The organism is Nocardia sp. NPDC019219, assembly GCF_040632645.1.
GTDB classification, from domain to species: Bacteria; Actinomycetota; Actinomycetes; order Mycobacteriales; family Mycobacteriaceae; genus Nocardia; species Nocardia sputorum.
In genome coordinates this window covers 306,832-332,896 of record NZ_JBEYCG010000006.1, presented here as the reverse complement: position 1 = coordinate 332,896, position 26,065 = coordinate 306,832, and the positions used below count along the sequence as shown (strand labels likewise).

General features: G+C 69.4%; 22 protein-coding genes. 17 read left to right on the top strand and 5 right to left on the bottom strand.

Annotation, left to right across the window (positions count from 1 at the left end; all coding sequences use genetic code 11):
- The first annotated feature begins 32 nt into the window (after positions 1-32).
- Positions 33-1,244: a helix-turn-helix transcriptional regulator gene (locus tag ABZ552_RS14980; protein ID WP_357437605.1), complete on the top strand. Its 1,212-nt coding sequence runs from the start codon at positions 33-35 to the stop codon at positions 1,242-1,244.
- Between the two features lie 128 nt (positions 1,245-1,372).
- On the opposite strand, the gene ABZ552_RS14975 is transcribed toward ABZ552_RS14980, so the two are convergent.
- Complete coding sequence (locus tag ABZ552_RS14975; RefSeq protein ID WP_357437602.1) at positions 1,373-2,341, bottom strand: hypothetical protein; 969 nt, start codon at positions 2,339-2,341, stop codon at positions 1,373-1,375.
- Between the two features lie 88 nt (positions 2,342-2,429).
- On the bottom strand, positions 2,430-3,587 hold the full coding sequence (locus ABZ552_RS14970) for an epoxide hydrolase family protein (RefSeq protein ID WP_357437599.1): 1,158 nt from the start codon (positions 3,585-3,587) through the stop codon (positions 2,430-2,432).
- A 231-nt stretch (positions 3,588-3,818) separates the two neighbouring features.
- Here ABZ552_RS14970 and ABZ552_RS14965 point away from each other — a divergent pair, with 231 nt between their 5' ends.
- From ABZ552_RS14965 to ABZ552_RS14920, 10 genes are all read left to right on the top strand, one after another.
- Entirely contained in the window at positions 3,819-6,794 is a 2,976-nt protein-coding gene (locus ABZ552_RS14965; protein ID WP_357437596.1) for an AAA family ATPase, read from the top strand.
- 172 nt (positions 6,795-6,966) lie between these two features.
- A complete protein-coding gene (locus ABZ552_RS14960) occupies positions 6,967-8,760 on the top strand; it encodes an acyl-CoA dehydrogenase (protein WP_281873688.1) in 1,794 nt (597 codons plus the stop codon).
- 46 nt (positions 8,761-8,806) lie between these two features.
- Positions 8,807-9,418 carry a QsdR family transcriptional regulator gene (locus ABZ552_RS14955; protein WP_281873689.1) on the top strand — a complete coding sequence of 204 codons (612 nt, stop codon included), beginning with the start codon at positions 8,807-8,809 and terminating at the stop codon, positions 9,416-9,418.
- Positions 9,419-9,814: 396 nt separating this feature from the next.
- Positions 9,815-10,600, top strand: coding sequence for a GntR family transcriptional regulator (locus tag ABZ552_RS14950; RefSeq protein ID WP_281873690.1), 786 nt, complete (start codon positions 9,815-9,817; stop codon positions 10,598-10,600).
- Positions 10,601-10,828 carry a ferredoxin family protein gene (locus ABZ552_RS14945; RefSeq protein ID WP_039797742.1) on the top strand — a complete coding sequence of 76 codons (228 nt, stop codon included), beginning with the start codon at positions 10,601-10,603 and terminating at the stop codon, positions 10,826-10,828.
- Between the two features lie 12 nt (positions 10,829-10,840).
- Positions 10,841-12,268, top strand: coding sequence for an ABC transporter substrate-binding protein (locus ABZ552_RS14940; protein ID WP_281918806.1), 1,428 nt, complete (start codon positions 10,841-10,843; stop codon positions 12,266-12,268).
- Positions 12,265-13,122, top strand: coding sequence for an ABC transporter permease (locus ABZ552_RS14935; RefSeq protein WP_281873692.1), 858 nt, complete (start codon positions 12,265-12,267; stop codon positions 13,120-13,122). The genes ABZ552_RS14940 and ABZ552_RS14935 overlap by 4 nt, the downstream gene beginning before the upstream one ends.
- On the top strand, positions 13,119-13,859 hold the full coding sequence (locus tag ABZ552_RS14930) for an ABC transporter ATP-binding protein (RefSeq protein WP_357437590.1): 741 nt from the start codon (positions 13,119-13,121) through the stop codon (positions 13,857-13,859). Before ABZ552_RS14935 ends, ABZ552_RS14930 begins: the two co-directional genes overlap by 4 nt.
- Complete coding sequence (locus ABZ552_RS14925) at positions 13,856-16,564, top strand: fumarate reductase/succinate dehydrogenase flavoprotein subunit (RefSeq protein ID WP_357437587.1); 2,709 nt, start codon at positions 13,856-13,858, stop codon at positions 16,562-16,564. Before ABZ552_RS14930 ends, ABZ552_RS14925 begins: the two co-directional genes overlap by 4 nt.
- Positions 16,565-16,715: 151 nt before the next feature.
- Positions 16,716-17,849, top strand: a complete 1,134-nt coding sequence (locus ABZ552_RS14920) for a MarP family serine protease (protein ID WP_281881024.1) — start codon at positions 16,716-16,718, stop codon at positions 17,847-17,849.
- Between the two features lie 6 nt (positions 17,850-17,855).
- Here the strand turns inward: ABZ552_RS14920 and ABZ552_RS14915 are convergent, their stop codons facing one another.
- Genes ABZ552_RS14915 through ABZ552_RS14905 form a run of 3 tightly spaced genes read right to left on the bottom strand, consistent with a single transcriptional unit; the run spans position 17,856 to position 20,765 of the window.
- Entirely contained in the window at positions 17,856-18,440 is a 585-nt protein-coding gene (locus ABZ552_RS14915) for an NAD(P)H-binding protein (RefSeq protein ID WP_281873695.1), read from the bottom strand.
- Positions 18,441-18,486: 46 nt separating this feature from the next.
- A complete protein-coding gene (locus tag ABZ552_RS14910) occupies positions 18,487-19,014 on the bottom strand; it encodes a GNAT family N-acetyltransferase (protein WP_357437584.1) in 528 nt (175 codons plus the stop codon).
- A gap of 53 nt (positions 19,015-19,067) precedes the next feature.
- Complete coding sequence (locus ABZ552_RS14905; protein ID WP_357437581.1) at positions 19,068-20,765, bottom strand: GMC family oxidoreductase; 1,698 nt, start codon at positions 20,763-20,765, stop codon at positions 19,068-19,070.
- A gap of 183 nt (positions 20,766-20,948) precedes the next feature.
- On the opposite strand from ABZ552_RS14905, the gene ABZ552_RS14900 reads away from it, so the two are divergent.
- From ABZ552_RS14900 to ABZ552_RS14875, 6 genes are all read left to right on the top strand, one after another.
- A complete protein-coding gene (locus ABZ552_RS14900) occupies positions 20,949-21,578 on the top strand; it encodes a glyoxalase (protein ID WP_357437578.1) in 630 nt (209 codons plus the stop codon).
- A 187-nt stretch (positions 21,579-21,765) separates the two neighbouring features.
- Entirely contained in the window at positions 21,766-22,404 is a 639-nt protein-coding gene (locus ABZ552_RS14895) for an SgcJ/EcaC family oxidoreductase (RefSeq protein WP_281873699.1), read from the top strand.
- Entirely contained in the window at positions 22,401-23,135 is a 735-nt protein-coding gene (locus ABZ552_RS14890; protein ID WP_357437575.1) for an SDR family NAD(P)-dependent oxidoreductase, read from the top strand. Before ABZ552_RS14895 ends, ABZ552_RS14890 begins: the two co-directional genes overlap by 4 nt.
- Positions 23,132-23,572, top strand: a complete 441-nt coding sequence (locus tag ABZ552_RS14885; RefSeq protein ID WP_281873701.1) for an SgcJ/EcaC family oxidoreductase — start codon at positions 23,132-23,134, stop codon at positions 23,570-23,572. The genes ABZ552_RS14890 and ABZ552_RS14885 overlap by 4 nt, the downstream gene beginning before the upstream one ends.
- 487 nt (positions 23,573-24,059) lie before the next feature.
- Entirely contained in the window at positions 24,060-25,049 is a 990-nt protein-coding gene (locus tag ABZ552_RS14880; RefSeq protein WP_357437571.1) for an alpha/beta hydrolase family protein, read from the top strand.
- Between the two features lie 206 nt (positions 25,050-25,255).
- The gene (locus ABZ552_RS14875; RefSeq protein ID WP_281873704.1) at positions 25,256-26,011 is read left to right on the top strand and encodes a ZIP family zinc transporter; all 756 of its coding nucleotides are present in this window, start codon (positions 25,256-25,258) and stop codon (positions 26,009-26,011) included.
- Positions 26,012-26,065: the final 54 nt, after the last annotated feature.

Below are 26,065 nucleotides of genomic sequence, written 5' to 3'. Positions count from 1 at the left end.
GGGATAACGAAGTCTGTGGAATGGAACCCGTGATGACGATGACCCAGGAATCCGGTGTCGGCGACAAAGTACGTGTCGCAAGGAAGCTAGCGGGATGGAGCCAGGAGAAACTCGCGCGGGAAGCGAACTTCTCGGCGAGCTTGGTCCGCAAGGTCGAACGCGGCCGGGCGCCCGCGTCTCCGGCTTTCGTCGCGGCCTGCGCCCGCGCGCTGCGGGTGAACCTCGCCGACCTCCTCGAGCAGCCCTACCCGCGCCAGACTCGCGACGAACAGCAAGTGCACGCCGGAGTACCCGAGATCCGCCGTGAACTGGCCGCGTACAAGATCGAGCCGGACGGCACGATGAACTCCCGACCCGAAGCCGAACTCGCCGCCGACGTCGCAAAGGCGTCCGCAATGCGTCACTCGGTCAGCCTCGGTGATCTCGGCACGCTTCTGCCCGGCCTGCTCGCGGACCTGCGCGTCGCCTGGCACTCCGCGACCGGAGCGGAGCGCGAGCGCCTCTTCGGGCTGCTCGCCGAAGCGTTCGCCGCGACCGGGCAACTCGTGTACAAACTCGGCTATATCGATCTTTCCTCGCTGTGTGTCGAGCGGTACGAATGGGCAGCCGCACGATCCGGTGATCAACTGGCCGTGCTCGCGGGCGATTATCAGCGCGCGGGCGAGCTGATCTGCACGGCCGAGTGGTCGACCGCCCTCCGCTTCCTGGAAGCCAGCCGGTCCACCATCGAATCCGAGATCGGCGGCAACGATCCGGCCGTCCTCAGTATGTGGGGCAATTTGCACTTGAAATCCGGTCTCGCCGCAGCTCGTGCGGGTCGGCGCGACGTAGCCGACCAACACCTCGCCGAAGCGCGGGAGACTGCCCGCCGCCTCGGTGGCGACCGAGACGATTACCGGCTTTGCTTCGGCGTCACGAATGTCGACATCTGGTCGGTCGGGCTGGCCGTAGAGATGATGGATGGCACCGAGGCGGTGAAACGTGCCGAGCACGTGCGTCTTCCGGTCACGACGCCCCGGGAGCGCGCAGGCCACCATTACATCGACCTGGCCCGCGGATTCCTGCTCCACGGCGACCGCACACAAGCCCTTACCTCGCTACGGAAGGCCAAGGAGATCGCACCGACGCAAACCCGCTACCACCCCATGGTGCACGAGACCATCCGCGTCCTCGCCCGCGACGACGCACGAAGCAACGAGAGCGTGCGAGGCTTCGCCGCTTGGTGCGGGATCAATCGGGGTTGAGGAGTTCGACCGTACGGCGATACGTTCACTTTTTGCTCAGCTGGCCTTCCCAGCGGCCCTGCGCTGCTCGAGGACCTGCACAGCGGGTGCTCCTACAGCTGACGTTCAACCCGATGGCAGGGATCGGGTCACATCGCGGCCAGCCGCTGGTCGAGTCGGCGTAACTCCATGCGCCACAGGACGAATCCGGTGAGCAGCAGTAGAACACCGAGGACGACGCAGATGTGGGCCAGCGGTTCCGTGTAGCGGCCTCCGGCGGCGGTGATGCCTACTCCCGTCGCTGCTGTCCCGGCGAGGATCGGCGCGAATCCCGACGGCACTCCGGCACGGCGTGCGACCACGCATCTGAGGAAGATTGCGATACCCGCGACGATGCCGACCGTTGCGATCGCCGTCGAGCTGGGCGCGAACACCGAGCAGATGCCGACGACGATCAGCCCGACGCCGGGCGTCACCATTGTGTCGGTGAGCAATTTCCCGTACGCCCGGGATCGATTGCCGATCGCGCGGACTCGGCTCTCGATCTCCTGCGATTCCGCGTGTGCATCCGCTACGAGTTCGCGGACCTCGGCGTGCAGGTCCAGGAACCTTTTACCGAGCGCCTCCACTTCGGCCATGATCTCCGCGGAGTCGGCGACGTCTTGGTCTCCGCGCTGGGGGAACCAGGGCACGAACTCGGCGGGGGCTTGGCGAAGCCTCCGGCCGAGTTCCGCTGTCACCGTGATCGGCTGACTGTGCAGGACGACGAAGATGCTGTCGCCGCCCGAGACCACTTCGATGTCGTATCCACCGTTGCTTCCCTCGACGAGCGCGATACGTTCGGCCACCCGCTGCGTTTTCCCCACGGTGAAGCCTTCGGCGGTGAGGACTTCCGGGACGGCGTCCAAGAAGGCCGGTGGCGTGGCGGCTTGGCCCGCGATGAGAACAACCCTCGCCCGTACGCGGTCGCCGTTTCGCTCGGTGTACCAATGGCGCCAGACCTTCGACGGATTCGGCAGGTTACCGGTAAGACGTGGCCACATCGCGGACAGCACTGCGGCGACAGCCTGGGCGGCGATTCCGGGAGTGACTCCAGGATGGTCGTAAGAGTCGTTCATGGCCCTCGAAAATCGTTGTGTCCGGCCAGTTTAGCCGAATCCACAGAGTAGGGCAGACGGCGTCGACCGTCCGCCCTACGGTGGCGAATCAGACAAGCGACCGGAAGAACTCGCGGACGTCGCCGATCATCAGCTCGGGCACCTCCAGTGCCGGGAAATGGCCGCCGGAGTAGAACTCCGACCAGTGGGTGACGTTGTGGGTGCGTTCGGCGAAGCGGCGGATGGCATAGTCGCCGTCCTTGAAGACCGCGACACCGGTCGGCACGGTGCCCTTGGGTTTCGGGGCGAACATGGCCGCGTCGTGGAAGCGCTCGTAGTACAGGTTGGCGACGCTGCGGGCGGTATCGGTGAACCAGTAGATGCTCACGGTGGTGAGCAGGCGGTCGAGGTCGACGGCCTGTTCGGGCAGGTCATGGGAGCGGTCGGTCCACTCCCGGTACTTCTCGACGATCCAGCCGAGCTGGCCGGCCGGAGAGTCGGCGAGCAACTGGGCGATGGTGTTCGGGCGCGAGCCCTGCAGATTCATGTAGGCCGAGCCGTCGTCCTGGAATTTCTTCATCGCGGCGAGCCGCGCCTTCTCCGCGTCGGTGAGGGCGGCCATGTCGGCTGGGTCGCCGGTCGGGAAGGTGACCAGCGCGTTCACGTGCACCCCGAGCACGTGATCGGTGTCTATCCGCGCCAGGGCCGGGGCGATGAACGCACCGTGGTCGCCGCCCTGCACGCCGTAGCGGTCGTAACCGAGGCGGGCCATGAGTTCGGCCAGCGCCGCCGCGATCCGGCCGTCGTTCCAGCCCGTCTCGGTGATCGGCCCGGAGAAACCGTGGCCGGGCAGCGACGGGATGACCAGGTGGAAGGCGGGTGCGTCCGAGGCGCCGTGCGCGGCGGGGTCGGTGAGCGGTCCGATCACGTCGCGAAAGTCGGCCACCGAGCTGGGCCAGCCGTGCAGCAGCAGCAACGGGGTGGCGTTCTGCCGGGCCGAACGCACGTGCAGGAAGTGCACGTTCTGGCCGGTGATGGTGGTGGTGAACTGCGGGTAGGCGTTCAACTCCGCCTCGGCCACGCGCCAGTCGAACTTCTCGACCCAGTACCCGGCCAGCTCCTTCAGGTAGGCGGTCGGCACGCCGCGTTCCCAGCCGGCACCGGGCACATCGTCGATCCACCGAGTGCGGGCCAAGCGCAAGCGAAGGTCATCCAGGTCGGCTTGCGGAACGTCGATACGGAAGGGGCGAATCTCTGTGTTCGTCATGCCATTGATACTTCGGGTAAAGAGGCGCCCCCCGAATCACTCGAATTCGTTATTCACCGATTCACGCATCCCCCGACAAATAACAAACACCACCGACTCCACCCCACCTCCTGAAGTCCGCGAGTGGCACACCACTGCGGCATCGGCCGAGAAGACCTCACGCTGGTGTGCCACTCGCGAACTTCGGGGCGGTGGTTGGCGCCGAGCGCGCGGTGCGGGCATGATCGCGCCGTGGTCAGCCTTCCGGTACGCGGCGCCTTCGTGGGGCGGGCCGCCGAACTCGCGGCGTTGCAGGATGCTCACCGGGATCCGGCGGTGCATACCGTGCTGGTCGGTGGTGAAGCGGGCATCGGCAAGTCGCGATTGGTGGCGGAGTTCGGGACGCGGCTCGATGCTCGCACGGCGGTGGTGTCGGGACGGTGCCCGGAATTCGGTGCGAAGGGAGTTCCGTTCGCTCCGTTCATCGCGGTCATGCGCGCACTGCTGCGCGACAAGGGCGTGGAGGCGTTCGCGGCGCTGCTTCCGGCGCGACCGGCGCTGGCGCGCTGGCTTCCCGAACTGGCGGCGCGGTCGGGCGCGGCGGACGCCGACACCGACAGGATCCGGTTGTTCGGCGAGATCTTGACCGTGCTGGAACAGTTCGCCATGACCGAGCCGCTGGTGGTGGTGCTGGAAGATCTTCACTGGTCCGACGACGCCGGCCTGGACTTGCTCGCCTTCCTGGTGGCCAACATCGCCGAAGGGGATCTGTTCTTGGTCGGCACTTACCGGCCCGCCGATTCCGGGCCGCTGCGCAAGCTGGTCACCGGCCTGCGCAGGGACCCGAGCGTCCGCCTGCTCTCGACGGCGCCGCTGACCAAGCACGAGGTCGGCAGGCAGCTGGCCGCGCTGCGCGGCAGAGAACCGGAACCGGGGACGATCGCGCGCGTCTTCGAACGCAGCAGAGGAATCCCGCTGTTCGTGGAGGCGCTCGGCCCCGCACCCGAGGACACGCCCGCCGAGCTGTCCGAGCTGTTGCTCGGTCCTCTGTCGGACCTGCCCGCTCAGGCAGCATCGGTGCTGCGGCTCGCGTCGGCGGCCGGGTCACCGGTCCGGCACACCGTGCTGGCGGCGGCTTCCGACCTCGCCGAGGACGCGCTGACCACAGCGTTGCGGCTGCTGGTCGACCAGCAGCTGCTGGTGCCCGACGACACCGGTTACGCGTTCCGGCACGTCCTCATCCGCGACGCCGTCTACGCCGACTTGCTGCCGGCCGAGCGAAAACGATTGCACAGAAGCATTTCTCGTGCACTGATCGCGCTCCGCGAACGCGATGCGGGCCAATGCCCCTCCGGCGAGCTGGCCTCTCACGCGTATGCCGCCGGAGAATTCACCTCGGCAATCGAGGCCGCCTGGGAAGCGGCGGCGGAAGCGAGAAGTGTCGGGGCACACCGTGTCGAGGTGCGCCATCTGGACCGAGTGCTCGAATCGTGGGATCAGGTGGCGGAAGCGGCGAGCCGAGTGGACGCCGAGCGGATCGAGGTCGTGGAAGCGGTCGTGGCGGCATGCTATCGGGGCGGCGTCGTCGAGCGCGGGATCGCGGCGGCCGACGAGGCGCTGGCCGCCATCGATGCGGGGACCGAGCCGGAGCGTGTCGCCCGGCTGCGCTACTACCGCGCCGGACTGCGCAATCAGAGCAGTGGCGGCGGCGAAGACGACCTGCGCGCGGCATTGGCATGTCTTCCGTCGAACCGTCCGACTCTGTTACGCGGCGAGGTGCTCGCCGAACTCGCCGCGGCACGGGCGTTCAGCGGCGCGGCGGCCGCGGCCGAGCACGACGCGCGTGCCGCCGTCGAGGTAGCCGAACAGTTGCGTGATGTCCCCACCGCCCACGACACCTCATCGGTCACGGCTACGGCACTCCGCCCGCCGGGCGTGATCGAGGAGGCGGCCGGTGCGGATGTCGCGACCGCAGTGAGCCACTGGCGGCGTTCGAGCGTCCTTCTCGAGGACCGGAGCGCCGCGTCACTGGCCGCGCGTGCCCACGCCTATCTCGGGCTGGCCACCGCGGACCGTCCGGACGTCGCCATGGCCCATTTCGAGCAGGCGCATGCCGCCGCGAAGGCCGCGGGAAATCCGGGCACCTTGGTGACCGTGGTGCTGTGGGAAACAGCGCTGCTGGTGTCTGCGGGCGCCGACGAGGCGGCCATCGCGGCGATCCAACAGGGGTTGCGTGCCGCGCACGAGAGCTACCGATTCGCCGAGGCCGCGCCGATTCTGCTGGTCAAATGGGCGCAGGCGCTCACCGCCCTGGGCCGCTGGAACGAAGCGCTCGATCTGATCGACGAATCGCTCACCGAGCAGTTGCCCCCGTTGAGCACCGCCGCGCTGCTGCTGTGTCACGCGCGGATCATGCTGGCGCGTGGCGACGACGAGGCCGCGACGACGAGCGCTGCGAACGCCCAGCCCTTGCTCGGAGATCGGCGCTGGGCCAGGCAATATCAGATCCAGCTGCACACCGTGCAGACCGAGATCGCGCTCGCAACGGGCAATCCGCAGCGCGCCGCCGAGATCGGCGCAGCGACGCTCACCGCGGACGATCTGGCCGCGCACCATCACGAGGCATGGGCGCTGGCCGATGCTGTCGCCCGAACTCGCTGCGCCCCATTGGTTCTCCACTCCGTAACGGAAAGGCTGCCGGTGACCACCGCGGTCGACGCCGCATACCGGAATTCCTGCCACGCCGTGCGCAGTGGCCGTCCCGCCGACTGGACCGCGGTAGCTTCTTCCTGGCGAACCCTGCGCCGGCCATTCGAGCTGGCCCGCAGCCTGCTCGAATCCGGCACAGCGGAATTGGCCGCGGGTGATCGTGTGGCAGCGCGCAGCGCCCTGCGGTCCGTTCTCCGGCTCGCGGACGAGGTGGCGGCGGCGCCACTCGCCGAGCAGGCCAGGCAGCTGGCCGATCGCGCCGGGATCGAACTCGCCGACTCCGGTAGCCGGCCTGCCACGGCCCGGCCGGCGAACACCTCTGGCCTGACCCCGCGTGAACTCGACGTGCTACGCCTGGTGGCCACGGGCGCGAGCAACCGTCGGATCGCGGCCGAGTTGTTCATCAGCGCCAACACCGCGGGCGTGCACGTCTCGCGGATTCTCACCAAGCTCGATGCGTCCAGCCGCACCGAGGCGGCCGCGATCGCGCGAGAACGCGGATTGCTCGTCTCCGGGTGAGGACGCGCGGCGACTGCCTGCCTCCGCGCATGAACCGACGCCGCAGAGCGGCGAACGCGGCCGGGCAGCGGGCGGCGAGACTGCCGAAGCCGAGGCGGGGACTACCGGCCCCCTGTCTCACCGCCGCATCGTAAGATACAGTAAGTCGAACATGTCTCGAAAGGACTGGTTGATGCGGTCGACCCTGCTGTCCCGGCGCGATCTCGATTTCCTGCTCTACGAGTGGTTGGACGTCGAGGGACTGACCAAGCGCGCGCGGTACGCCGAGCACTCGCGGGAGACCTTCGACGCCGTGCTCGAGCTCAGCGAGCAGCTCGCCACCAAGTACTTCGCGCCGCACAACAAGCTCAACGACGCCAACGAGCCCACCTTCGACGGCGAACGCGTGACCATCATCCCGGAGGTGGGCCAGGCGCTGGCCGCCTTCGCCAAGGCCGGACTGCCCTCGGCGGCAATGGATTACGAACTGGGCGGCGCACAGCTGCCCGCGACCGTCGCGCAGGCGAGCTACGCCTGGTTCCAGGCGGCCAACCCCGGCACCGCGGGCTACCCGTTCCTCACCGTCGCCAACGCGAATCTGCTCATCGCGCATGGACCCGAGCACGTCGAGAAGTTCGTCGAGCCCATGCTCGAGGGCCGCTTCTTCGGCACCATGTGCCTGTCGGAGCCGCAGGCCGGGTCGTCGCTGGCCGACATCGTCACCCGCGCCGAACCGCAGGACGACGGTACGTACCGCCTCTTCGGCACCAAGATGTGGATCTCGGGCGGCGATCACGAACTCGGCGAGAACATCGTCCACCTGGTGCTGGCCAAGATCCCCGGCGGGCCCGCGGGCACCAAGGGCATCTCGCTGTTCGTGGTGCCCCGGTTCCTGGTCGGCGACGACGGTTCGATCGGCGAGCGCAACGACGTCGCGCTGGCCGGGCTCAACCACAAGATGGGCTTTCGCGGCACGGTCAACACCGTGCTGAATTTCGGCGAGGGTCGCTGGACGCCGGGCGGCGCGCCCGGCGCGGTCGGCTACCTGGTCGGCGAGCCGCATCGCGGATTGACCTACATGTTCCACATGATGAACGAGGCGCGCATCGGCGTCGGCTTGGTCGCCACGGCGCTCGGCTACACCGGGTATCTCGAGTCGCTGGACTACGCGCGCACGCGCACGCAGGGCCGGGCCAAGCTCCCCGCCGACCCGTCCTCGCCGCAGCGGCCGATCATCGAGCACGCCGACGTCAAGCGCATGCTGCTGGCACAGAAGTCCTATGCCGAAGGCGCTCTGGCGCTGGTGCTCTACTGCGCGCGACTGGTCGACGACCAGCGCACCGCCGAATCCGAGGACGAACGCCGCGCGGTCACCCTGCTGCTGGACATCCTCACCCCGATCGCCAAGAGCTGGCCCTCGCAGTGGTGCCTGGAGGCCAACAGCCTCGCCATCCAGGTGCTCGGCGGCTACGGCTACACCCGCGAATACAACGTCGAACAGCATTACCGGGACAACCGGCTCAACCCGATCCACGAGGGCACGCACGGCATCCAGGGCTTGGACCTGCTGGGACGCAAGGTCACTCAGCAGGGCGGCGCCAGCCTGCTCGCGCTCGGTTCGCGCGTCGACGCGACCATCACGGCCGCACGCGCGTCGGGCGGCGAAGCGGCCGAGCTCGCCGCTGAGCTGGATTCGGCATGGCGGCGGTTGGTCGAGGTGACCGCCGGACTGTTCGCCACCGGTGATGTCGAGGCCGCGCTGGCCAACAGCTCGGTGTATCTGGAAGCGTTCGGGCACACCGTGCTCGCCTGGATCTGGCTCGAACAGTTCCTCGCCGCTGGGGAGCGTTCCGGTGATTTCTACGATGGGAAGCGGCACGCGGCCCGGTTCTTCTATCGTTTCGAATTGCCGAAGACCGCACCGGCGCTGGATCTGCTCGCCAGGCTGGACCGGACTACTCTGCAGATGCGCGACGCCTGGTTCTGAACACGGCCCGTTTCGATACACTCTCTCGAAGATGTATCATTCCGCGGTGATCGATTCCAGCCAGCGGACCACTCGCCCTCCCGGCCGACCGGCCTCCGCGACCAGGGAACAGGTCATCGAGCACGCTCGCCGGGCGTTCCTGGCCGGTGAACGCGTGGACATCCAGGCGATCGCCGGACAACTCGGGCTCAGCCGCGCGTCGGTCTACCGCTGGTTCGGCTCCCGCGACGGGGTGCTCGGTGCGGTCCTGGCCGGGGAGTTCGAGGCGCTGCTCACCCGCGCCGACGCCCGCCGCCGCTCCACCGGAGCGCGGCGCATCCTGGACGTGCTGTACCGGGTCAACCGGTGGATGACCGACAACGAACCGTTCCGGCGCTACTTCGAGAACGAGCCGCTGTCCGGGCTGCGCATCCTCACCGCGGGCGACGGACCGGTGCAACCGCTGGTCGTCGGCACCGTCCGCGAGCTGATCATCCGCGCCACGGAGGAGGACGGCTACACCCCGCCGCTGGAACCGGCGCTGCTGGCCTACGCGCTGGTCCGGCTCGGCGAGGCATTCCTGTACAACGACAGCGTCGCGGGCATCCGCGGGGACGTCGACCGGCTGCACGAGGTCCAGGCGGCGCTGCTGGGCATCCCCGAGGCCATCACGCCGTAGCGCACCGCGACCCCGAGGCGCATCCCGAGACCTTCCGGGTTCCGGATCCGCTGATCCGCGGCGGCACGACGGGCGTCCGGCCGGGCGCGAGCACCCGGCTCGACCGGACGGGCAGCGCAGGACGACGCTCGCTCCGGCGTGCATCACCGTCCCCGGCCGATGAACGGACTATCTACGGTTCGCCTCCGTAGATTTCGGCCCGCACCTGCCCCGACGGCGTAATTCGAATCGGCCTGATCGAAATGCGCTCCGCGTCGCGCGGGTGGCGTAATGCCCGAGCGTTGCCGCATATCGCCAGGTCGGGCCGGGAAGCGCCCGGCGCAATAACATCCCCTGATTTCCGTCGGCGGTCAGCGTGGCGCCGACCCGCCCACGACCCCGTTATCGTCGCTATTCGTGCAGGTCAGCGATGGAAAGGCGGAGACGGTGGCAGCGGAACCCACGCCGGTGCGGCAGTTGCGCGCCGATCAAGCGCGGCGGGTGGCCGACATCTTGCGCCACCAACTGCACGCGGGCGCGTTCGACGGCGCGCTGCCGAGCGAACAGGAGCTCGCCGCCGAGTACGGCTCCTCCCGCAACACCGTCCGCGACGCGTTGGCACTGTTGAAGGACGAGGGTTTGATCGACCGGGCGCCCAAAGTGGGCACCCGGGTGGCCACCCGCAAGTACGACCATGGCCTGGACGCGCTGCTCGGCTTGCAGGAGACGTTCAAGGGCCACGGCACCGTACGCAACGAGGTGCGCGCGGCGATGCACGTCGCCGCGCCGCCCGCCGTCGCCCGCAGGCTCGGCCTGGCGCCGGGCGAGCGCGTGGTCTACCTGGAGCGGCTGCGCTACCTCGCGGATCTGCCGCTGAGCCTCGACCTCACCTACCTCGTGCCCGACATCGGCACCGAGGTGCTCGGCCACGACCTCGAGCACACCGACGTCTTCGTGCTGCTCGAACGCATCAGCGGCCACTCGCTCGGCTCGGCCGACCTCGCCCTGGAGGCGGTGCCCGCCGACCCGCACACCGCCTCCACCCTCGACGTCCCCGGCGGCGCGCCGCTGCTGATGCTGGAACGACTGACCCGGCTCGACGACGGCCGCCCGGTGGATCTGGAGTACATCCGCATGCGCGGCGACCGCATCACCATGCGCGGCAGCCTGACCCGCAGCACCCCCGAATGGAAGGTCCTCTAGATGGCACTCGTGAACCAGCGCGCCGACATCCCCGTCACCATCGATGAGTCGCTGTGCATCCAGGGCTGCACGCTGTGCGTCGAGATCTGCCCCCTCGACTCCCTGGCCATCAACCCCGAGAACGGCAAGGCCTTCATGCACGTGGACGAGTGCTGGTACTGCGGTCCCTGCGCGGCCCGCTGCCCCACCGGCGCCGTCACCGTCAACATGCCCTACCTGCTCCGCTGATCTGGAAGACCGATGAAAGTGAAATTCGCCCCCGTCCTGCTCGCCGCCGCGCTCGCGCTCACCGGGTGCTCGCTGGAGCAGAGCGACGACACGCCGGCGGGCACCGTCAAGGTGGTCGTCGGCTACCAGTCCAAGACCATCAACACCGTCACCGCGGGCACTCTGCTCCGTGCGCAGGGTTACCTCGAGCAGCGGCTGCAGAAGATCACCGAAAGCGGCGGGGCCAAGTACCAGGTCGAGTGGCAGGACTACGACACGGGCGCGCCGATCACCGCGCAGATGGTGGCCGAAAAGATCGACATCGGGTCGATGGGTGACTACCCACTGCTGATCAACGGCTCCCGCACCCAGGTCAACGAGCGCTCGCGCACCGAGCTGGTGTCGGTCACCGGGTACAACCCCAAGGGCGCGCTGAACATGGTCGTGGTGCCGAACGATTCGGCGGCCACCGGCATCGCCGACCTGGCCGGACAGAAGATCTCGGCCAGCGTCGGCTCGGCCGGGCACGGCACGCTGGTGCAGGCGCTGTCGCGGGCCGGGATCGATCCGGCCAAGGGCGTGGAGGTGCTCAACCAGCAGCCGCAGGTCGGCGCGACGGCCTTGGAATCCCGTCAGGTGGGCGCGCTGTCCCAGTTCGTGGCGTGGCCGGGGCTGGTCGTCTTCCAGAACAAGGCCAAGCTGCTCTACGACGGCGCCGAACTCGGCGTGCCGACCTTCCACGGCGTGGTCGCCCGGCGCGCCTACGCCGCCGAGCACCCGGAGGTGCTGCAGGCGTTCCTGGCCGCGCAACTGGACGCCACCCGGTTCCTGCGGGAGAAGCCGTTCGAGGCCGCGAAGATCGTCGCCGACGGGTCCGGACTGCCGCCGGAGGTGGTGTACCTCTACAACGGCCCCGGCGGAACGAGTTTCGACACCACGCTCAAGCCGAGCCTGATCAACGCGCTCAAAGGCGATGTGGCATATCTGAAGTCGATCGGCGACTTCGCGGACCTGGACATCGACCGGTTCGTCGACGACGGGCCGCTGCGCAAGGCGTACGCGGAGACCGGCGGCGGCGACTACGACCGTGACCTGGCGTCCACCGCCAACCCGGCCCGGGTCAGCGGCGCCGACCCCGTTTGCGGCAAAGCCGCGGAGAATCCCGCGCTGGCCGGCGAGCTGTGGGTGGACCGTGCATCCCAGCCGCAACCGGCCGCGGATCCGACCTGCCTGCTGCGCGCCGTCCAGGCCGCGAAGGCGCAGGGCAAGACGATCCGGGCGGCCTATGTCCCGGACACCGAACTGGGCACCCGCTGGTTCGCCGACAAGTCGATCTGGCTGCGCGACGGCGCCGCCTACCTGCCCTTCACCACCCCCGCGGCCGCGCAGCGCTACCGGCAGGCGCATCCGTCCGCCGCGCCGGTCACCTACGACCAGGCCGTCACGGAAGTACGCGGATGACCAGCGAACTCGCCGCACCGGCGGTGCCGGTCACGGCCGAACCCACCGTCACCCGAGCGGCGGCCACACCGACGCCGCGCTCGGCTTGGCGCTCGCGCCTGCTGCGGGTGGCCTCCGTCGCCGTCGCGGTCGGTCTGTGGCAGCTGCTCACGGTCAACAACGTGCGGGCGGGCCTGCGTTTCGACACGCTGCCGACCGTCACCGAGATCGTCGCCGAATTCGGCACGCAGCTGCGCGCCGACCAGTACTACCTGGACATCGCGCAGTCGCTGATCCGGATCGTCACCGGCTTCGGGCTGGCGGCGGTGATCGGCGTCATCGCGGGCATCGGCCTGGGCCGGTCGCGGCTGCTGGCCGACACCTTCGGCCCGCTGGCCGAACTGGTCCGGCCGATCCCGGCCATCGCCCTGGTCCCGGTCGCGATCCTGCTGTTCCCCAGCGACGAATCCGGCATCGTGTTCATCACCTTCACCGCGTCACTGTTCCCGGTGCTGGTGAGCACCAGGCATGCGGTGCGCGCCCTGCCGACGATCTGGGAGGACGCGGTGCGCACGCTCGGCGCGTCCCGGCTGGACGTGCTCGCGCGCGTGGTGTTCCCCGGCATCCTGCCCGGCGTCTTCAGCGGACTGTCCGTCGGTGTCGGCGTGGCGTGGATCTGTCTCATCTCCGCGGAGATGATCTCCGGCCGCCTCGGCGTCGGCTACCGCACCTGGCAGGCCTACACCATCGTGGACTATCCGGCGGTGTTCGTCGGCATGATCACCATCGGCGTCCTCGGTTTCGCGACTTCGGGGCTGGTCGAACTGGCCGGCCGCCGCATCACCCGCTGGCTGCCCAGGGAGGTCGAAGCATGACCACAGTGATCGAAGCACCGGCATCGACCGGAATGGGCCTGAGCCTGACCGGCGTCCGGATCGCCTACGGCGGCGAACCGGTTCTCGACGGCCTCGACCTGTCGATCGCGCCGGGGGAGATCCTCGTCGTGGTCGGCAAATCCGGCTGCGGTAAGTCGACGTTGCTGCGCGCGATCGCCGGACTGCGCGCGCCGGAAGGCGGAGCCGTGCTGGCCGACGGCGACCCCGTCACCGGACCCGCGGCCGACCGCGCCCTGGTGTTCCAGGACGACGCGCTGTTGCCGTGGCGCACCGTACGCCAGAACATCGAACTCGCCCTGCGCCTGCGCGGAACCCCCCGGGCCGAGCGCAGAGCCACCGCGCTGCACTGGGTGGACGAGGTCGGGCTCACCGGGTACGCCGACTACCTGCCGCGCGACCTGTCCGGCGGCATGCGCCAGCGCGTGCAGCTGGCGCGCAGCCTGGCCGCCGCGCCGCGCGCTGTGCTGATGGACGAGCCGTTCGGCGCGCTGGACACCCAGACGAGGGAGACCATGCAGCGCCTGCTGATCCAGACCTGGCGAGCCCACCCCACCACCATCGTCTTCGTCACCCACGACCTCGATGAAGCCCTGCTGCTCGGCGACCGCATCGCCGTACTCGGCGGCGGCACGCTGCGCGCGCTGGTCCCCGTGCCCAGCCCGCGCGAGGCGATCGACCGGTCCGCGACGAAGGCCGAGATCCTGGAGAGACTGTGAACATTCCGCCCCTGTCGGAACGGATTCGGCTGGATTGCGACGTGCTCGTCATCGGCGGCGGCACGGCGGGCACGATGGCCGCGCTCACCGCCGCCGAGCAGGGCGCGAACGTGCTGCTGCTGGAGAAGGCGCACGTGCGGCACTCCGGTGCGCTGGCCATGGGCATGGACGGCGTGAACAACGCCGTGATCCCGGGCAAGGCCGAACCGGAGGACTACGTCGTCGAGATCACCCGGGCCAACGACGGCATCGTCGACCAGCGCACCATCTATCAGACCGCGACGCGCGGCTTCGCCATGGTGCAGCGGCTGGAGCGCTACGGGGTGAAGTTCGAGAAGGACGAGTACGGCGAGTACGCGGTGCGCCGGGTGCATCGCTCCGGCTCGTACGTGCTGCCGATGCCCGAGGGCAAGGACGTCAAGAAGGCGCTGTATCGCGTGCTGCGCCAGCGCAAGATGCGCGAGAAGATCCGCATCGAGAACCGGCTGATGCCGGTGCGCGTGCTCACCGACAACGGGCGCGCGGTCGGCGCCGCCGCCCTGCACACCCGCACCGGCGAATTCGTGGCCGTCGGCGCGAAAGCGGTGATCCTGGCCACCGGACCGTGCGGCAGGCTCGGGCTGCCCTCCAGCGGATACCTCTACGGCACCTACGAGAACCCCACGAACGCGGGCGACGGCTACTCGATGGCCTACCACGCGGGCGCCGAACTCAGCGGCATCGAATGCTTCCAGATCAACCCGCTGATCAAGGATTACAACGGCCCGGCCTGCGCGTACGTGGCCAATCCGTTCGGCGGCTACCAGGTCAACGCCGAAGGCGAACGCTTCGTCGACTCCGACTACTGGTCGGGCCAGATGATGGCCGAGGTCAAACGCGAGATCGAATCCGCGCGCGGCCCGATCTATCTCAAGGTGTCGCACCTGCCCGACGAGACGCTCAGCACACTCGAAGGCATCCTGCACACGACCGAGCGCCCGACCCGCGGCACCTTCCACGCCAACCGCGGCCACGACTACCGCACCCACGACATCGAGATGCACATCTCCGAGATCGGCCTGTGCGGTGGGCATTCCGCCTCCGGCGTGTGGGTCGACGAGCACGCGCGCACCACGGTGCCCGGCCTGTACGCGGCGGGCGATCTGGCGTGCGTGCCGCACAACTACATGATCGGCGCGTTCGTCTTCGGTGATCTGGCCGGCACGCACGCCGCGTCCACCCTGGCCGAGGTCACCGCGCCGGACGAGCTGCCCGAGGACCAGCTGGCCGCGGCCCACGAGCTGATCTACCGGCCGCTGCGTCAGCCGGACGGGCCGCCGCAACCGCAGGTCGAATACAAACTGCGGCGTTTCGTGAACGACTATGTCGCGCCGCCCAAGACGGCGACCAAGCTGGCTATCGCGGTGGAGACCTTCGACCGGATGCGCGCGGAGGTCGACGGCATCGGCGCGCGCACCCCGCACGAGCTGATGCGCGCGGTGGAGGTGTCGTTCATCCGCGACTGCGCCGAGATGGCCGCGCGCAGTTCACTGACCAGGACCGAATCCCGTTGGGGCCTCTACCACGAGCGCGCCGACCTACCCGAACGCGACGATGTCGAATGGCGATACCATCTCAACCTGCGCAAGAACCCCGACGGAACCATGGCGTTCCTGAAGCGGCCGGTGGCGCCGTACCTGGTTCCCGTGCCCGGGCTCGACGACCTGCCCTCGGCCGATGCCGAGGCGGTGCCGGTGCACCAGCCGCACCAGCCCGTCGGACGTGCGCCGCACACCGGCGTGGGCGCTGAGCACGACCGGACCGAAGCCGGTACCGCGCAGCCCGCCACTCCCCCGTCACCGCGCATCGTCGCACTGCTCGCGCTCGACGAGCCCACGGTGGCGCAATTGTCGGCCTACCTGACGGATCCGGACGCGGGCGTACGGGCCGCGGCGATCTCGGTGCTGACCGAGCACACACCGGAGGGCTTCGCCACCGCCCTGGGCGGGGCGTTGGACGACGAGGCGGCTTCGGTCCGCCGCGCCGCCGCGGCCAGCCTGCGCGAACTCGTCGAGGTGCTGCCCTCGGCCGCGGGACTCGCCGACCGGCTCGGTTCGCCGGATCCCGTCGTGCGGTCCACCGTGATCGATCTGTTGCGCGCGCTGCGGGCGGGCGAGGCCGCGCAGTATCGCGCCGCGCTCGCGGATGGGGATCATCGCGTCCGCATCGAGGCGGTTCGCGCGCTCGTCTCGCTGAACGATCGCGACGGTGTCGCCACTCTGGCCACCGACGAGAACCGGGAGGTGCGGATCGCGGTCGCTCAGGGCCTGGCCGCCATCGGCGACGGCGGAACCGAGGTGATCCGCCGCCTCGGCGACGACCAGGACCCGCTGGTCCGCGCCGCGGCGCTGACCGCGTTCGCCCAGCTCGGCGCCGAGCCCGCGGACGTCGCCGCGCTGGACGCCGCCCTGCGCCACTCGGCCTGGCAGATCCGGCAGGGCGCGGCGCGCGGACTCGCGGGCGCCGACCCGGACCTCGCGGTGCCGATTCTGGCTGCGGCGCTGCACGACCCGCATCTGGACGTCCGCAAGGCGGCGGTGCTGTCGCTGTCGGCATGGCCGGACCTGCCCGCCGCGCACGACGCGCTGCGCGCCGCGATCGACGACACCGATGCCGACGTGCGCGCGTATGCCCGGCGGGCGCTGGCCACCCAGCCCACGGCGTAGAGCGACATGGTTGCCGCAGCTCGAATCGCTGATTAAATTAGCGGCTCGACCGTTGCCGACGCGCTAACCAGGGTATAGCCGGGTGACGGGGCGGCCGACGACGAGTCCGTCGCCGTTCTCCATCAGCAGCGACGGGAGTGTGGCGTTGACCGTGCCGAACGGGCTGGATCTCGCCGTGCTCGCCGCTCTCGCGGTCGCCGCGGTGCTCGGCTGGCGCCGCGGCGCGATCGTAGGACTGCCCGGGTTCGCGGGTGGTCTGGCGGGGGCGATCCTCGGCGCGGCGCTCTCGGCCGCGACGCTCGGCCAGTTCGCCCCGGGCCCCGTGCGGCTGCTGCTCGCGCTGACGGTGATCGCCGGAATGGTCGCGTTCGGCGCGATCGCCGGGCATCGGGCCGGACGAGCCGCGCGCGCCGCGGTTTCCGGTCCGGTCACGCGACGCGCCGACGCCCTCTGCGGGTGCCTCGTCCACGCCCTCGCGGTCCCGCTGGTGGTGTGGTTGTTCGCCGCACCGCTGGAATCCGCCGCCTTGGTGCGTGATTCGACGACCGTGCGAACCGTCGACGGCGTCGCGCCGTTCTGGCTGTCCGGACTGTCCGAGGTGCTCACCGGGCCGATCGTGGACGCGGGCATCGGCCGCCCGCTCGCGCCGCCCGATCCGGGCATCACCGAGGGTCCGATGCCCGCAGCACTGCGGCCGAGCGTCCTGCGTGTCCAGGATCTCGCGCCGACCTGCGGGGTGCGCCAGTCCGGTTCCGGATTCGTCATCGCGCCGGAGCGCGTGCTGACCAACGCGCACGTCGTCGCCGGATCGAGCAAAGTCTCCGTCGACACCGCGACCGGAGCGCTGGCCGCGACGGTCGTGCAGTTCGATCCGACCATGGACATCGCGGTGCTCGCCGTCCCCGGTCTCGCCGCGCCCGCCCTCACCGTCGCCCCCGAACCCGCCGGTCCCGGCACCGACGCCATCGCGCTCGGCTATCCCAGGGGCGGGTCCTACACCGCGTCCGCCACCCGGGTGCGCAGCCGCGCCGCGCGCCAGGTGCGCGACATCTACCGCACCGGTCTCGGCGAACGCGAGATCTACACCCTGGACGGCGCTATCCAGCACGGCAATTCGGGCGGCCCGCTGGTCGACCGCGACGGCCGTGTGCTGGCCATCGTGTTCGGTGTCGACGAGAACAACAGCAACGTCGGGTTCGCCACGAGCCTGCCCGAGGTCCTCGACCGGCTCGACCACGCCTGGCGTTCGGACCGGCCGGTCGACACCGGCCCCTGCGCCGCCTGACCGCCGTCAGGAGGCGTCGGCGACGATCACCACACCGCTCGAGGCGTCCAACAGCGGAATCGTCCGCTCCGCGGCATCGTCGACGTGCACGCGCGGGTGCGTGGGCAGTTCGGTCTCGTAATAGGTGCCCGGCCCGTAGAACTGGCCGTACTTCACCACCACGCCGTCGACGCCCAGCACGGCCGCTTCGTGCTCCTGGATCACCGCGCCCCGGCCCGCGGGCGGTTCCCACGCGATGCTCTGCGCCAGAAAACGTTTCGCACCGGCCGCCCGCGCGGCGGCGATCAAGTTGCGGGTGCCCTCGGTGCGAATGCGCGCGTTCGCCTCGGCTCGCTCCGGCAGCAGCGCGGCGTCGTCCGGCAGGTCGGTGAGCTGGTGCATCACCATGTCGGCTCCGAACCGCACCACGGCGGCGGTCAGCGCGTCGGCGTCGTAGACATCGCACACCACCGGCTCGGCGCCCGCCGCCCGCACCCGGTCGGCCTTGGCCGCCGAGCGGGTCATCCCCGCGACCTCGTGCCCCGCCTCGACGAGCAGCGGAAGCAAGCGGACTCCGATCACGCCGGTGGCACCGGCCAGGAAGATGCGCATGGTGTCGATTTTCCAGCGCCTGCGGCGCCGGGTGTGCGCGGCCCCCTTATCGCTCGCGTTTGCGCGACTGTGGCGTAGGCGACGAAGTTCGGTCGCAGCGCACCCAGGCGGTGGCCGCGTCGCCGTTCACGGTCCATTCGATGCCGCGTGCGGCCAGGAGGCGCAGGACGGCGGCGTTGTCCGTCGTCGTACTCACGAAGAGTTTCGTGTAGCCCTCGGCGGCCGCCCGATCGATCAATCCGGCGAAAACCGCGGTGCCGATGCCCTCGCCCCGGCGGGAGCGGCCGATCCAGACTCCCGCCTCGGCAGCGTCCGGCGCGTCGGGAAGCGGACACAGTCGTGCCGCTCCGACCACCTCGCCGTCCACTCGGATGCCGTAGGTCGACTCGATCGGCGGACTGGCCAGGGCGCGGTTGCGGTGGAATGCCCGGAAGCGCTCTTGCTGGTCGGTATTCCAGCCGCCCGGCCCGTCGACCGGCATCACCTCGCCCGGCTCCGCATCCGCCACCGCCGCATGGAGCAGATCGGTGAGGCATCGCTCGTCGAGCGGTTCCAGGGTGACATGGGTGGGCACAGCGCCGATCGTGTCACCCGGACCGTCCCCGGCGCGACCGTATTTCCTCCTGCTCAGACCGGAGTGATGGGCAGTCGCAGCGCGCCCGGCGCGGCGACCGGGACCGCCGGGTTCTTCGGTTCGATCGGCGCGAGCCTGCGGTAGGCCGTCCCGAGGGGCGGGCGCGGGTCGTCCTCGCCCTTGTTCGGCCACAACGCCATGGCCCGTTCGGCTTGGGCGGTGATGGTCAGGGAGGGATTCACGCCCAGGTTCGCCGAAATGGTCGAGCCGTCGGTGATGTGCAGGCCGGGGTATCCGTAGACCCGGTGATACGGGTCTACGACGCCGGTCTCGGCCGAGTCGCCGATCGCGCAGCCGCCGATGAAGTGGCCGGTGATCGGGATGTTCGCCAGTTCGGTCCAACCGCCCTGCGGGAGGCCGTCGATCTTCTCGGCGATCCGCCTGGTCACCTCGTGGCCCTCCGGGATCCAGGTGGGCGGGGCGGCGCCGTCGCCGAACCTGGTCGTCATCCGCCTGCCGAAGAAGCCGCGCTTGGTGTAGGTCACGATCGAGTTGTCCACGTTCTGCATGACCAGCACGCCGATGACGCGCTCGGACCAGCGTCGCGGATTGTGCAGGCGCAGCAGGTGACGGCGCTGGGCCACCAGCGCCCGCACGCCCAGGCGCCAGCGGGCCCGGCCTTCCTGACCGTCCACGAGCACGGTGGCCAGCAGACTCATCGCATTGCTGCCCTTGCCGTAGCGCACCGGCTCGATGTGGGTGTGCTCGTTGGGATGGATCGACGAGGTGATCGCGACGCCCTTGGTGAAATCGGTGTCCTTGCGCAGCGAGCGCGCGGCGAGCACAGCCTCGGAGTTGGTGCGGGCCAAGTGTCCCAGCCGCGCGGAGACCTGCGGCAGACTGCCGCTGTCGCGCAACCGGTGCAGCAGCTTCTGCGTGCCGAGCGCGGCCGCCGCGAAGATCACCTGGTCGGCGGTGAAGGTCTGCTCCGCCTTGCGCACCCACCGCCCGGTGCGCACCGTCCGCACTTCGTAGCCGCCCTCGGCCCGTGGGCGCACGTCCGTGACGGTGGTCAGCGGATGGACCGTGGCCCCGGCCTGTTCGGCCAGGTAGAGGTAGTTCTTCACCAAGGTGTTCTTCGCGCCGTGCCGGCAGCCGGTCATGCATTCACCGCAGTGGGTGCAGGTCGAGCGTGCCGGTCCGGCGCCGCCGAAGAACGGGTCGGCGACCTGCCGGCCCGGCCGGGAGTCGTTGTCCGCGAAGAGCACTCCCACCGGCGTGCGGCAGTAGGTGTGGCCGATGCCCATGTCCTCCGCGACTTCGCGCAGAATCCGGTCGGTCGGGGTGGTCGCCGGATTCTCGGTGACTCCGAGCATCCGTTTGGCCTGGTCGTAGTACGGCGCCAGCTCGTCCCGCCAATCGGTGATGTGCGCCCACTGCTTGTCGCGGTAGAACTTCTCCGGCGGCTCGTAGAGCGTGTTGGCGTACACCAGCGAACCGCCCCCGACTCCGGTCCCGCTCATGATGAAGGTGTCGTTGAGCAAGGTCATCCGCTGGATGCCATAGCAGCCGAGTTTCGGCGCCCACAGGTACTCCCGCAGATGCCAGGAGTTCTTCGCGTACTCGTGGTCGGCGAAGCGCCGGCCCGCCTCGAGCACGCCGACCCGGTATCCCTTCTCGGTCGCGCGCAGCGCGGCGACGCTGCCGCCGAAGCCGGAACCGATGACGAGCACGTCGTAGTGGCTGTCCATGCGCTCGAGCGTATGGCGGCAAACACGCAGGCCGGACGAGAGATACGGACGCGATATCGATATTTCCGGCCATCTTCCCGCCCGCTTCCCCGAGCAACCGCCGGAAACCCCGCGGTTACTCGTGAGCACACCGGTCAGGAATCGAGAAGCGCTGCTCATCGCCCCGGACTTAGCGTCACTGGCATGAACCTCACCACTGATCGAACCGCTATCGAATCCGTCGTCCTCGAGGCGCCCGACCCCGCCGCCGCGGAGGCTTTCTACGCCGCCGCGTTCGACCTCGGCGACCGAGTGCGCGTCCGCGCGACCGAGACGCCGACCACCGGATTCCGTGGCTACATCCTGTCGCTGGTGGTGTCTCAGCCGAGCACCGTCGACAGCATCGTCGGCAGCGCACTCGACGCGGGCGCGACGACGCTGAAGCCCGCCAAGAAGAGCTTCTGGGGCTACGGCGGGGTCGTCCAGGCACCGGACGGGGCGATCTGGAAGGTCGCGACATCATCGAAGAAGGACACCGGCCCGGCCACCCGGGAGGTCGACGATTTCGTGGTGCTCCTCGGGGTCGACAGCGTCAAGGCGACCAAGCGGTTCTACGTCGATCGCGGCCTGACCGTGGCGAAGAGCTTCGGCAGCAAATACGTCGAGTTCGCCGCCCCGCCTGCGTCGGTCAAGCTGGCGCTCTACGGGCGCCGTGCCGCCGCCAAGGATGCCGGCGTCGCTCCGGAAGGCACCGGGGCGCATCGGATCGCCTTCAACGGCACCCTCGGGTCCTTCTCCGATCCGGACGGGTTCGCCTGGGAGACCGCGGTCTGAGCCGATCCGGCGACCGGTCGGTCCGCCCCGGACAACGCCGTTCCGAGCCGGCCACCGCACCGGCCGGCTCGGCGTCGCGGGGAGGCGGTTGACAAGGAGCCACACCCTCCATATTCTCTTCTCTAACGAAGAGACATCTTCTGAGCAGATAAGTCTTTCGAGAAGATAAATAGGGAAAGGGTTCCCCATGACATCGGCCATCGCCGACACCGAACCGACCATGCCGCGCCAGAAGCGACGCCGCACCGCCGTGCGAGCGCTCGGGGTCGCCACACTGACGCTGGGCGTGGTCGCCGGCGGCGGATATCTGTGGCTGGATCGGACCTCCGGCGTCCGCGACGCAGGCGTCGCCGAGTGCACGCAGCTCACCCCCGACGGCGGCAATGCCGACGACCTGCGCGCAGTGTGCGGAACCATCGCCGCGATGACCGCGGCGTGGGACCGCAACGACGCCGACGCGTTCGGCGCGACCTTCACCGAGAACGCCACCTACACCACTTTTCTCGGCACCCACTACGCGGGCCGCCGGGATCTCACCGAGGCGCACCGCGCCTTGTTCGCGGGATTTCTGAAGGGCACCGAACTCGCCGACTCCTTCCTCGGCGTGCGCTTCTTCGGCGACGACGTCGCCATCGTCACCAGCCGGGGCGACCGCTACGAGGACGACCGCCCGGCGGAGCTGTCCAAGACACAGACCTACACGCTGGTCCGGGAAGCCGACGATCAGTGGCGGATAGCGAGTTTCCACAACACCAAGCGGCAGCCGGTCATGGAGCGCGTCTCGTTTCTGTTCGACCCGGCGACGAAGCCGGAAGCCGAACGGTGAAGGCACTGGTGACCGGCGCCAGCGCGGGAATCGGGCGCGCCATGGCGACAACTCTCGCCGCACACGGCTATTCGGTGACCGCCGTGGCGCGCGGCGCCGAAGGGCTCGAGACCTTGCTCGCCGAACTCGGCGACGGCCACGACTATCTCACCGCCGACCTGGGCACCGAAGAAGGGCTGCGGGCGGTCGCGGAGCGGCTCCGCCGGGGCGGATACACGCTGCTGATCAACAATGCCGGAACCGCCGAGCACGGCGATTTCGCCGCGCTCCCGATCGAATCATCGCTGGCCACTGTGGATCTCAACTGCCGGGCGGTGCTCGTCTTGGCTCGCGCCTTCCTCGGCGCGGCCACGCCCGGGTGCGTGCTGGTGAACGTGTCCTCGACGCTCGGTCACATACCGAAACCCGGCCTCGCCGTCTACAGCGCGACGAAGGCTTTCGTCACGGCATTGTCCGAAACCCTCTGGCACGAACAGCGCTCACGCGGCGTCCGGGTACTGGCCCTGTGTCCCGGCGTCACCGCCACCGCCGCGCAGACCGCCACCGACGTGCCGCCCTGGCTGATCGAGACGCCCGAGCAGGTAGCCGAACGCGCGCGGAAAGCGCTGTCCGGCGACACCGGCCCCGTCGTACTCACCAGCCCGCTCAACCGGGCATTCATCGCCGCCGCGCGACTGCTCCCGCGCCGGGCCGCCCTGGCCCTGCTGGCCGACCGAAGGAGATCGCAATGACCACCACCGACACCGCCGCCATCCGCGCCCTCCTCGAGCGCAGCCGGGAGGCCTGGAACGCCGGCGACGGCGCCGCCTACGGCGCCTGCTTCACCGCGGATGCCACCGACGTCACCTATGTCGGCACCGTCTACCGAGGCGGCGCGGAGATCGGCCGCGCGCACCAGGCCTTGTTCGACAGCTTCCTGAAAGGCACGCGGTTGACCCTCGATATTCTCGACATCCGCTACTACGGCATGGATACCGCGGTCGTCGTGACGCGCGGAGAATCATCGAAGCGAGCGCCGAAGAAACTGGGCAAACTCGCGACTTACACCGTGGTTCGCGACACCGACGGGCAGTGGCGCATCGCGGCCGTGCAGAAGACCCAGCGCAAACCGGTCATGGAAGCGGTGTCGTTCCGGTCCCAGCCCGCCACCCGTCCCGCCGCGCACTGATGGCCGCCATCGCGGTGCTCGGCGCCACCGGACGCACCGGGCGCATGGTGGTCGACCGGGCCCTGGCCCGAGGGCATCGCGTCACCGCAATCCGTAGTCGCCGTCTCGTCCTGATCCGACCGGGCGTCCGAGTCCGGACGATGCCCGTTCGCCGGATGACAGGAGCCGGTCGGCGACACGCCGTAGTGCCGGTCGGTCCCGGAGGCGGGTCGCGGACAGTTGTTCGGGCTACTATCTGGCAAGGTCGCTCACCAACGTTTCCGGCCGGCATCCCGGGACGGCAGCATCGATCACCCGGTACCAGGAGCCACCGGCACATCGGGCCCGGGCTTCCCATGCCTGACTGCGACGACGCCGGGGCCCTGCCGTGGCGCAGCTAGGATGTGCTTTCCGATCCCGGGTGCGGCGGGCCCGAGTGTGGAGAGTGCGAATTGCTCTCGAGGACAAGCGAATCGGAATTTCCCGGTGACCGAACACGGTAGGAGGTATGCGGGTGGGCGCGCCAGCGCGATCCGGAAAGCAGCGAATCATCGAGAAGGCGGGCGCTGCCGTGGCGACGATTGTGCTCATGTCGTCGATCGGCGCGACCGTGGCCACCGCCGCGCCGATCCACGCACCGATCTCGCGCGCCAGGGCAGGCGGGTACACGGATCTCTTCGTGCCCTCCAGCATGGGACCGATCAAAGTGCAGGTGCAGTGGGCGGCGCGCGGCGGGAGCGCGGCGCTCTACGTGCTCGACGGCCTGCGCGCGCCGGCCGATCACAGTCAGTGGACGACCGATACCGACGCCCTGCGCCAATTCGCGGACGACAACGTCACCCTGGTGTTCCCGGTCGGCGGGCATTCGAGCTTCTACACCGACTGGTACCGGCCGAGCAGTACGAACGGTCAAGAGACGACGTACAAATGGGAGACCTTTCTCACCCGGGAACTGCCTGCCTATCTGCAGCGGTACGGCGTATCGCGCACGAACAACGCCATCGTCGGCCCCTCCATGGGAGGCAATGCCGCCCTGACGCTGGCCGCCCATCACCGCGACCAGTTCAAGTTCGCCGGCTCCTTCTCCGGATTCCTGCACCCGACTTTCCCGCTCTGGAACGAAGCGATGCGCGCCGCCATGTGGGACGAGGGCAAATTCAATGTCGACGACATGTGGGGGCCGGCCGGTGACCCCGCCTGGAGCCGCAACGACGCCACCGAGCAAGCGGAACTGCTGCGCGGACTGCCGATGTACGTCTCCACCGGCAACGGCCTGCCCGGCCCGCTCGACATGCCGTTCGGCCTCGGCAACACGGTGAACGCGATGGGCCTCGAGACGATGACGATCGCATCCGCGCAGATGTTCCGTGATCGGCTCGCGGCACTGGGAATCACCGCCCGCATCGACGTCCTCGACGGAACGCACACCTGGCCCTACTGGCAGCAATCGCTCGCGACGGCGCGTCCGATGATCCTCGACGCGCTCGGCGCACACTGACCTTCCGTCCCAACAGCGTTGCGGCTTCTCGGCGAAACGCGTCCGGGCCCGTCCCGGGCGTGTGGTCCCGGACATCGGCTGCGGCACCCGCACGCCACGACTCGCAAGTGCCTCGTTTCCGCTCCGGCAGGCGCGGGTAGCTCCGACAGGTGGCCGGCCGACGATCCGACCGGCAGACGTGTTCCGAGCAGTGAGGAGACGGTCGGGTGTCAGAGTTGTGGGCTGCGGGCGGGTGGGGATTGCTGGCCGGATCCGCCTTGCTGATCGGGGCTTTGGTGGGGTTCTTCGCCCGGATCCCGGCGAAGATCGTGGCCGCCGTGATGGGCTTCGGCAGCGGAGTGCTGCTCTCGGCGGTGTCGTTCGAGTTGATCGCCGAGGCGCACGAACGTGCCGGATTGCCGCCCACCGCCTTCGGCGCGGTGGGCGGTGCGGTGATCTACACCCTGGCCAACATCGCCCTGGCCCGCCGCGGCGCCCGTCATCGCAAGCGCTCGGGAGACCAGCAGCCCAGCGAATCCGAACAAGCCGGCTCCGGTATGGCCATCGCGCTGGGCGCTCTGCTCGACGGTGTACCGGAATCCATCGTCATCGGGTCGAGCCTGCTGGGCGGCAAAGCCGTCAGCGCCGTCACGGTGGCCGCGGTATTCATCAGCAACATCCCGGAGGGCTTGTCCAGCGCGGCCGGTATGCGCCGCGCGCAGCGCCACCCCCGCTACGTGTTCGGCTTGTGGGGCGGTATCGCGCTGATCAGTGGTGTGGCGGCGATGGCGGGTTACGGACTGCTCGGTGACGCCGCGCCCGCCGTACTGGCCGCCATCACCGCCTTGGCCGCCGGCGCGATCCTGGCCATGATCACCGACACGATGATCCCGGAGGCGTTCGAGAACGCCCATCTGTGGGTGGGGTTGATCACGGTGTCCGGTTTCCTCACCGCGTTCGCCCTGTCCCAGCTCGATCACTAGCGCTGTCCCCCAACGCTTTTCGGCGCGGCTCACACGACGGGAGGGACCGGATCC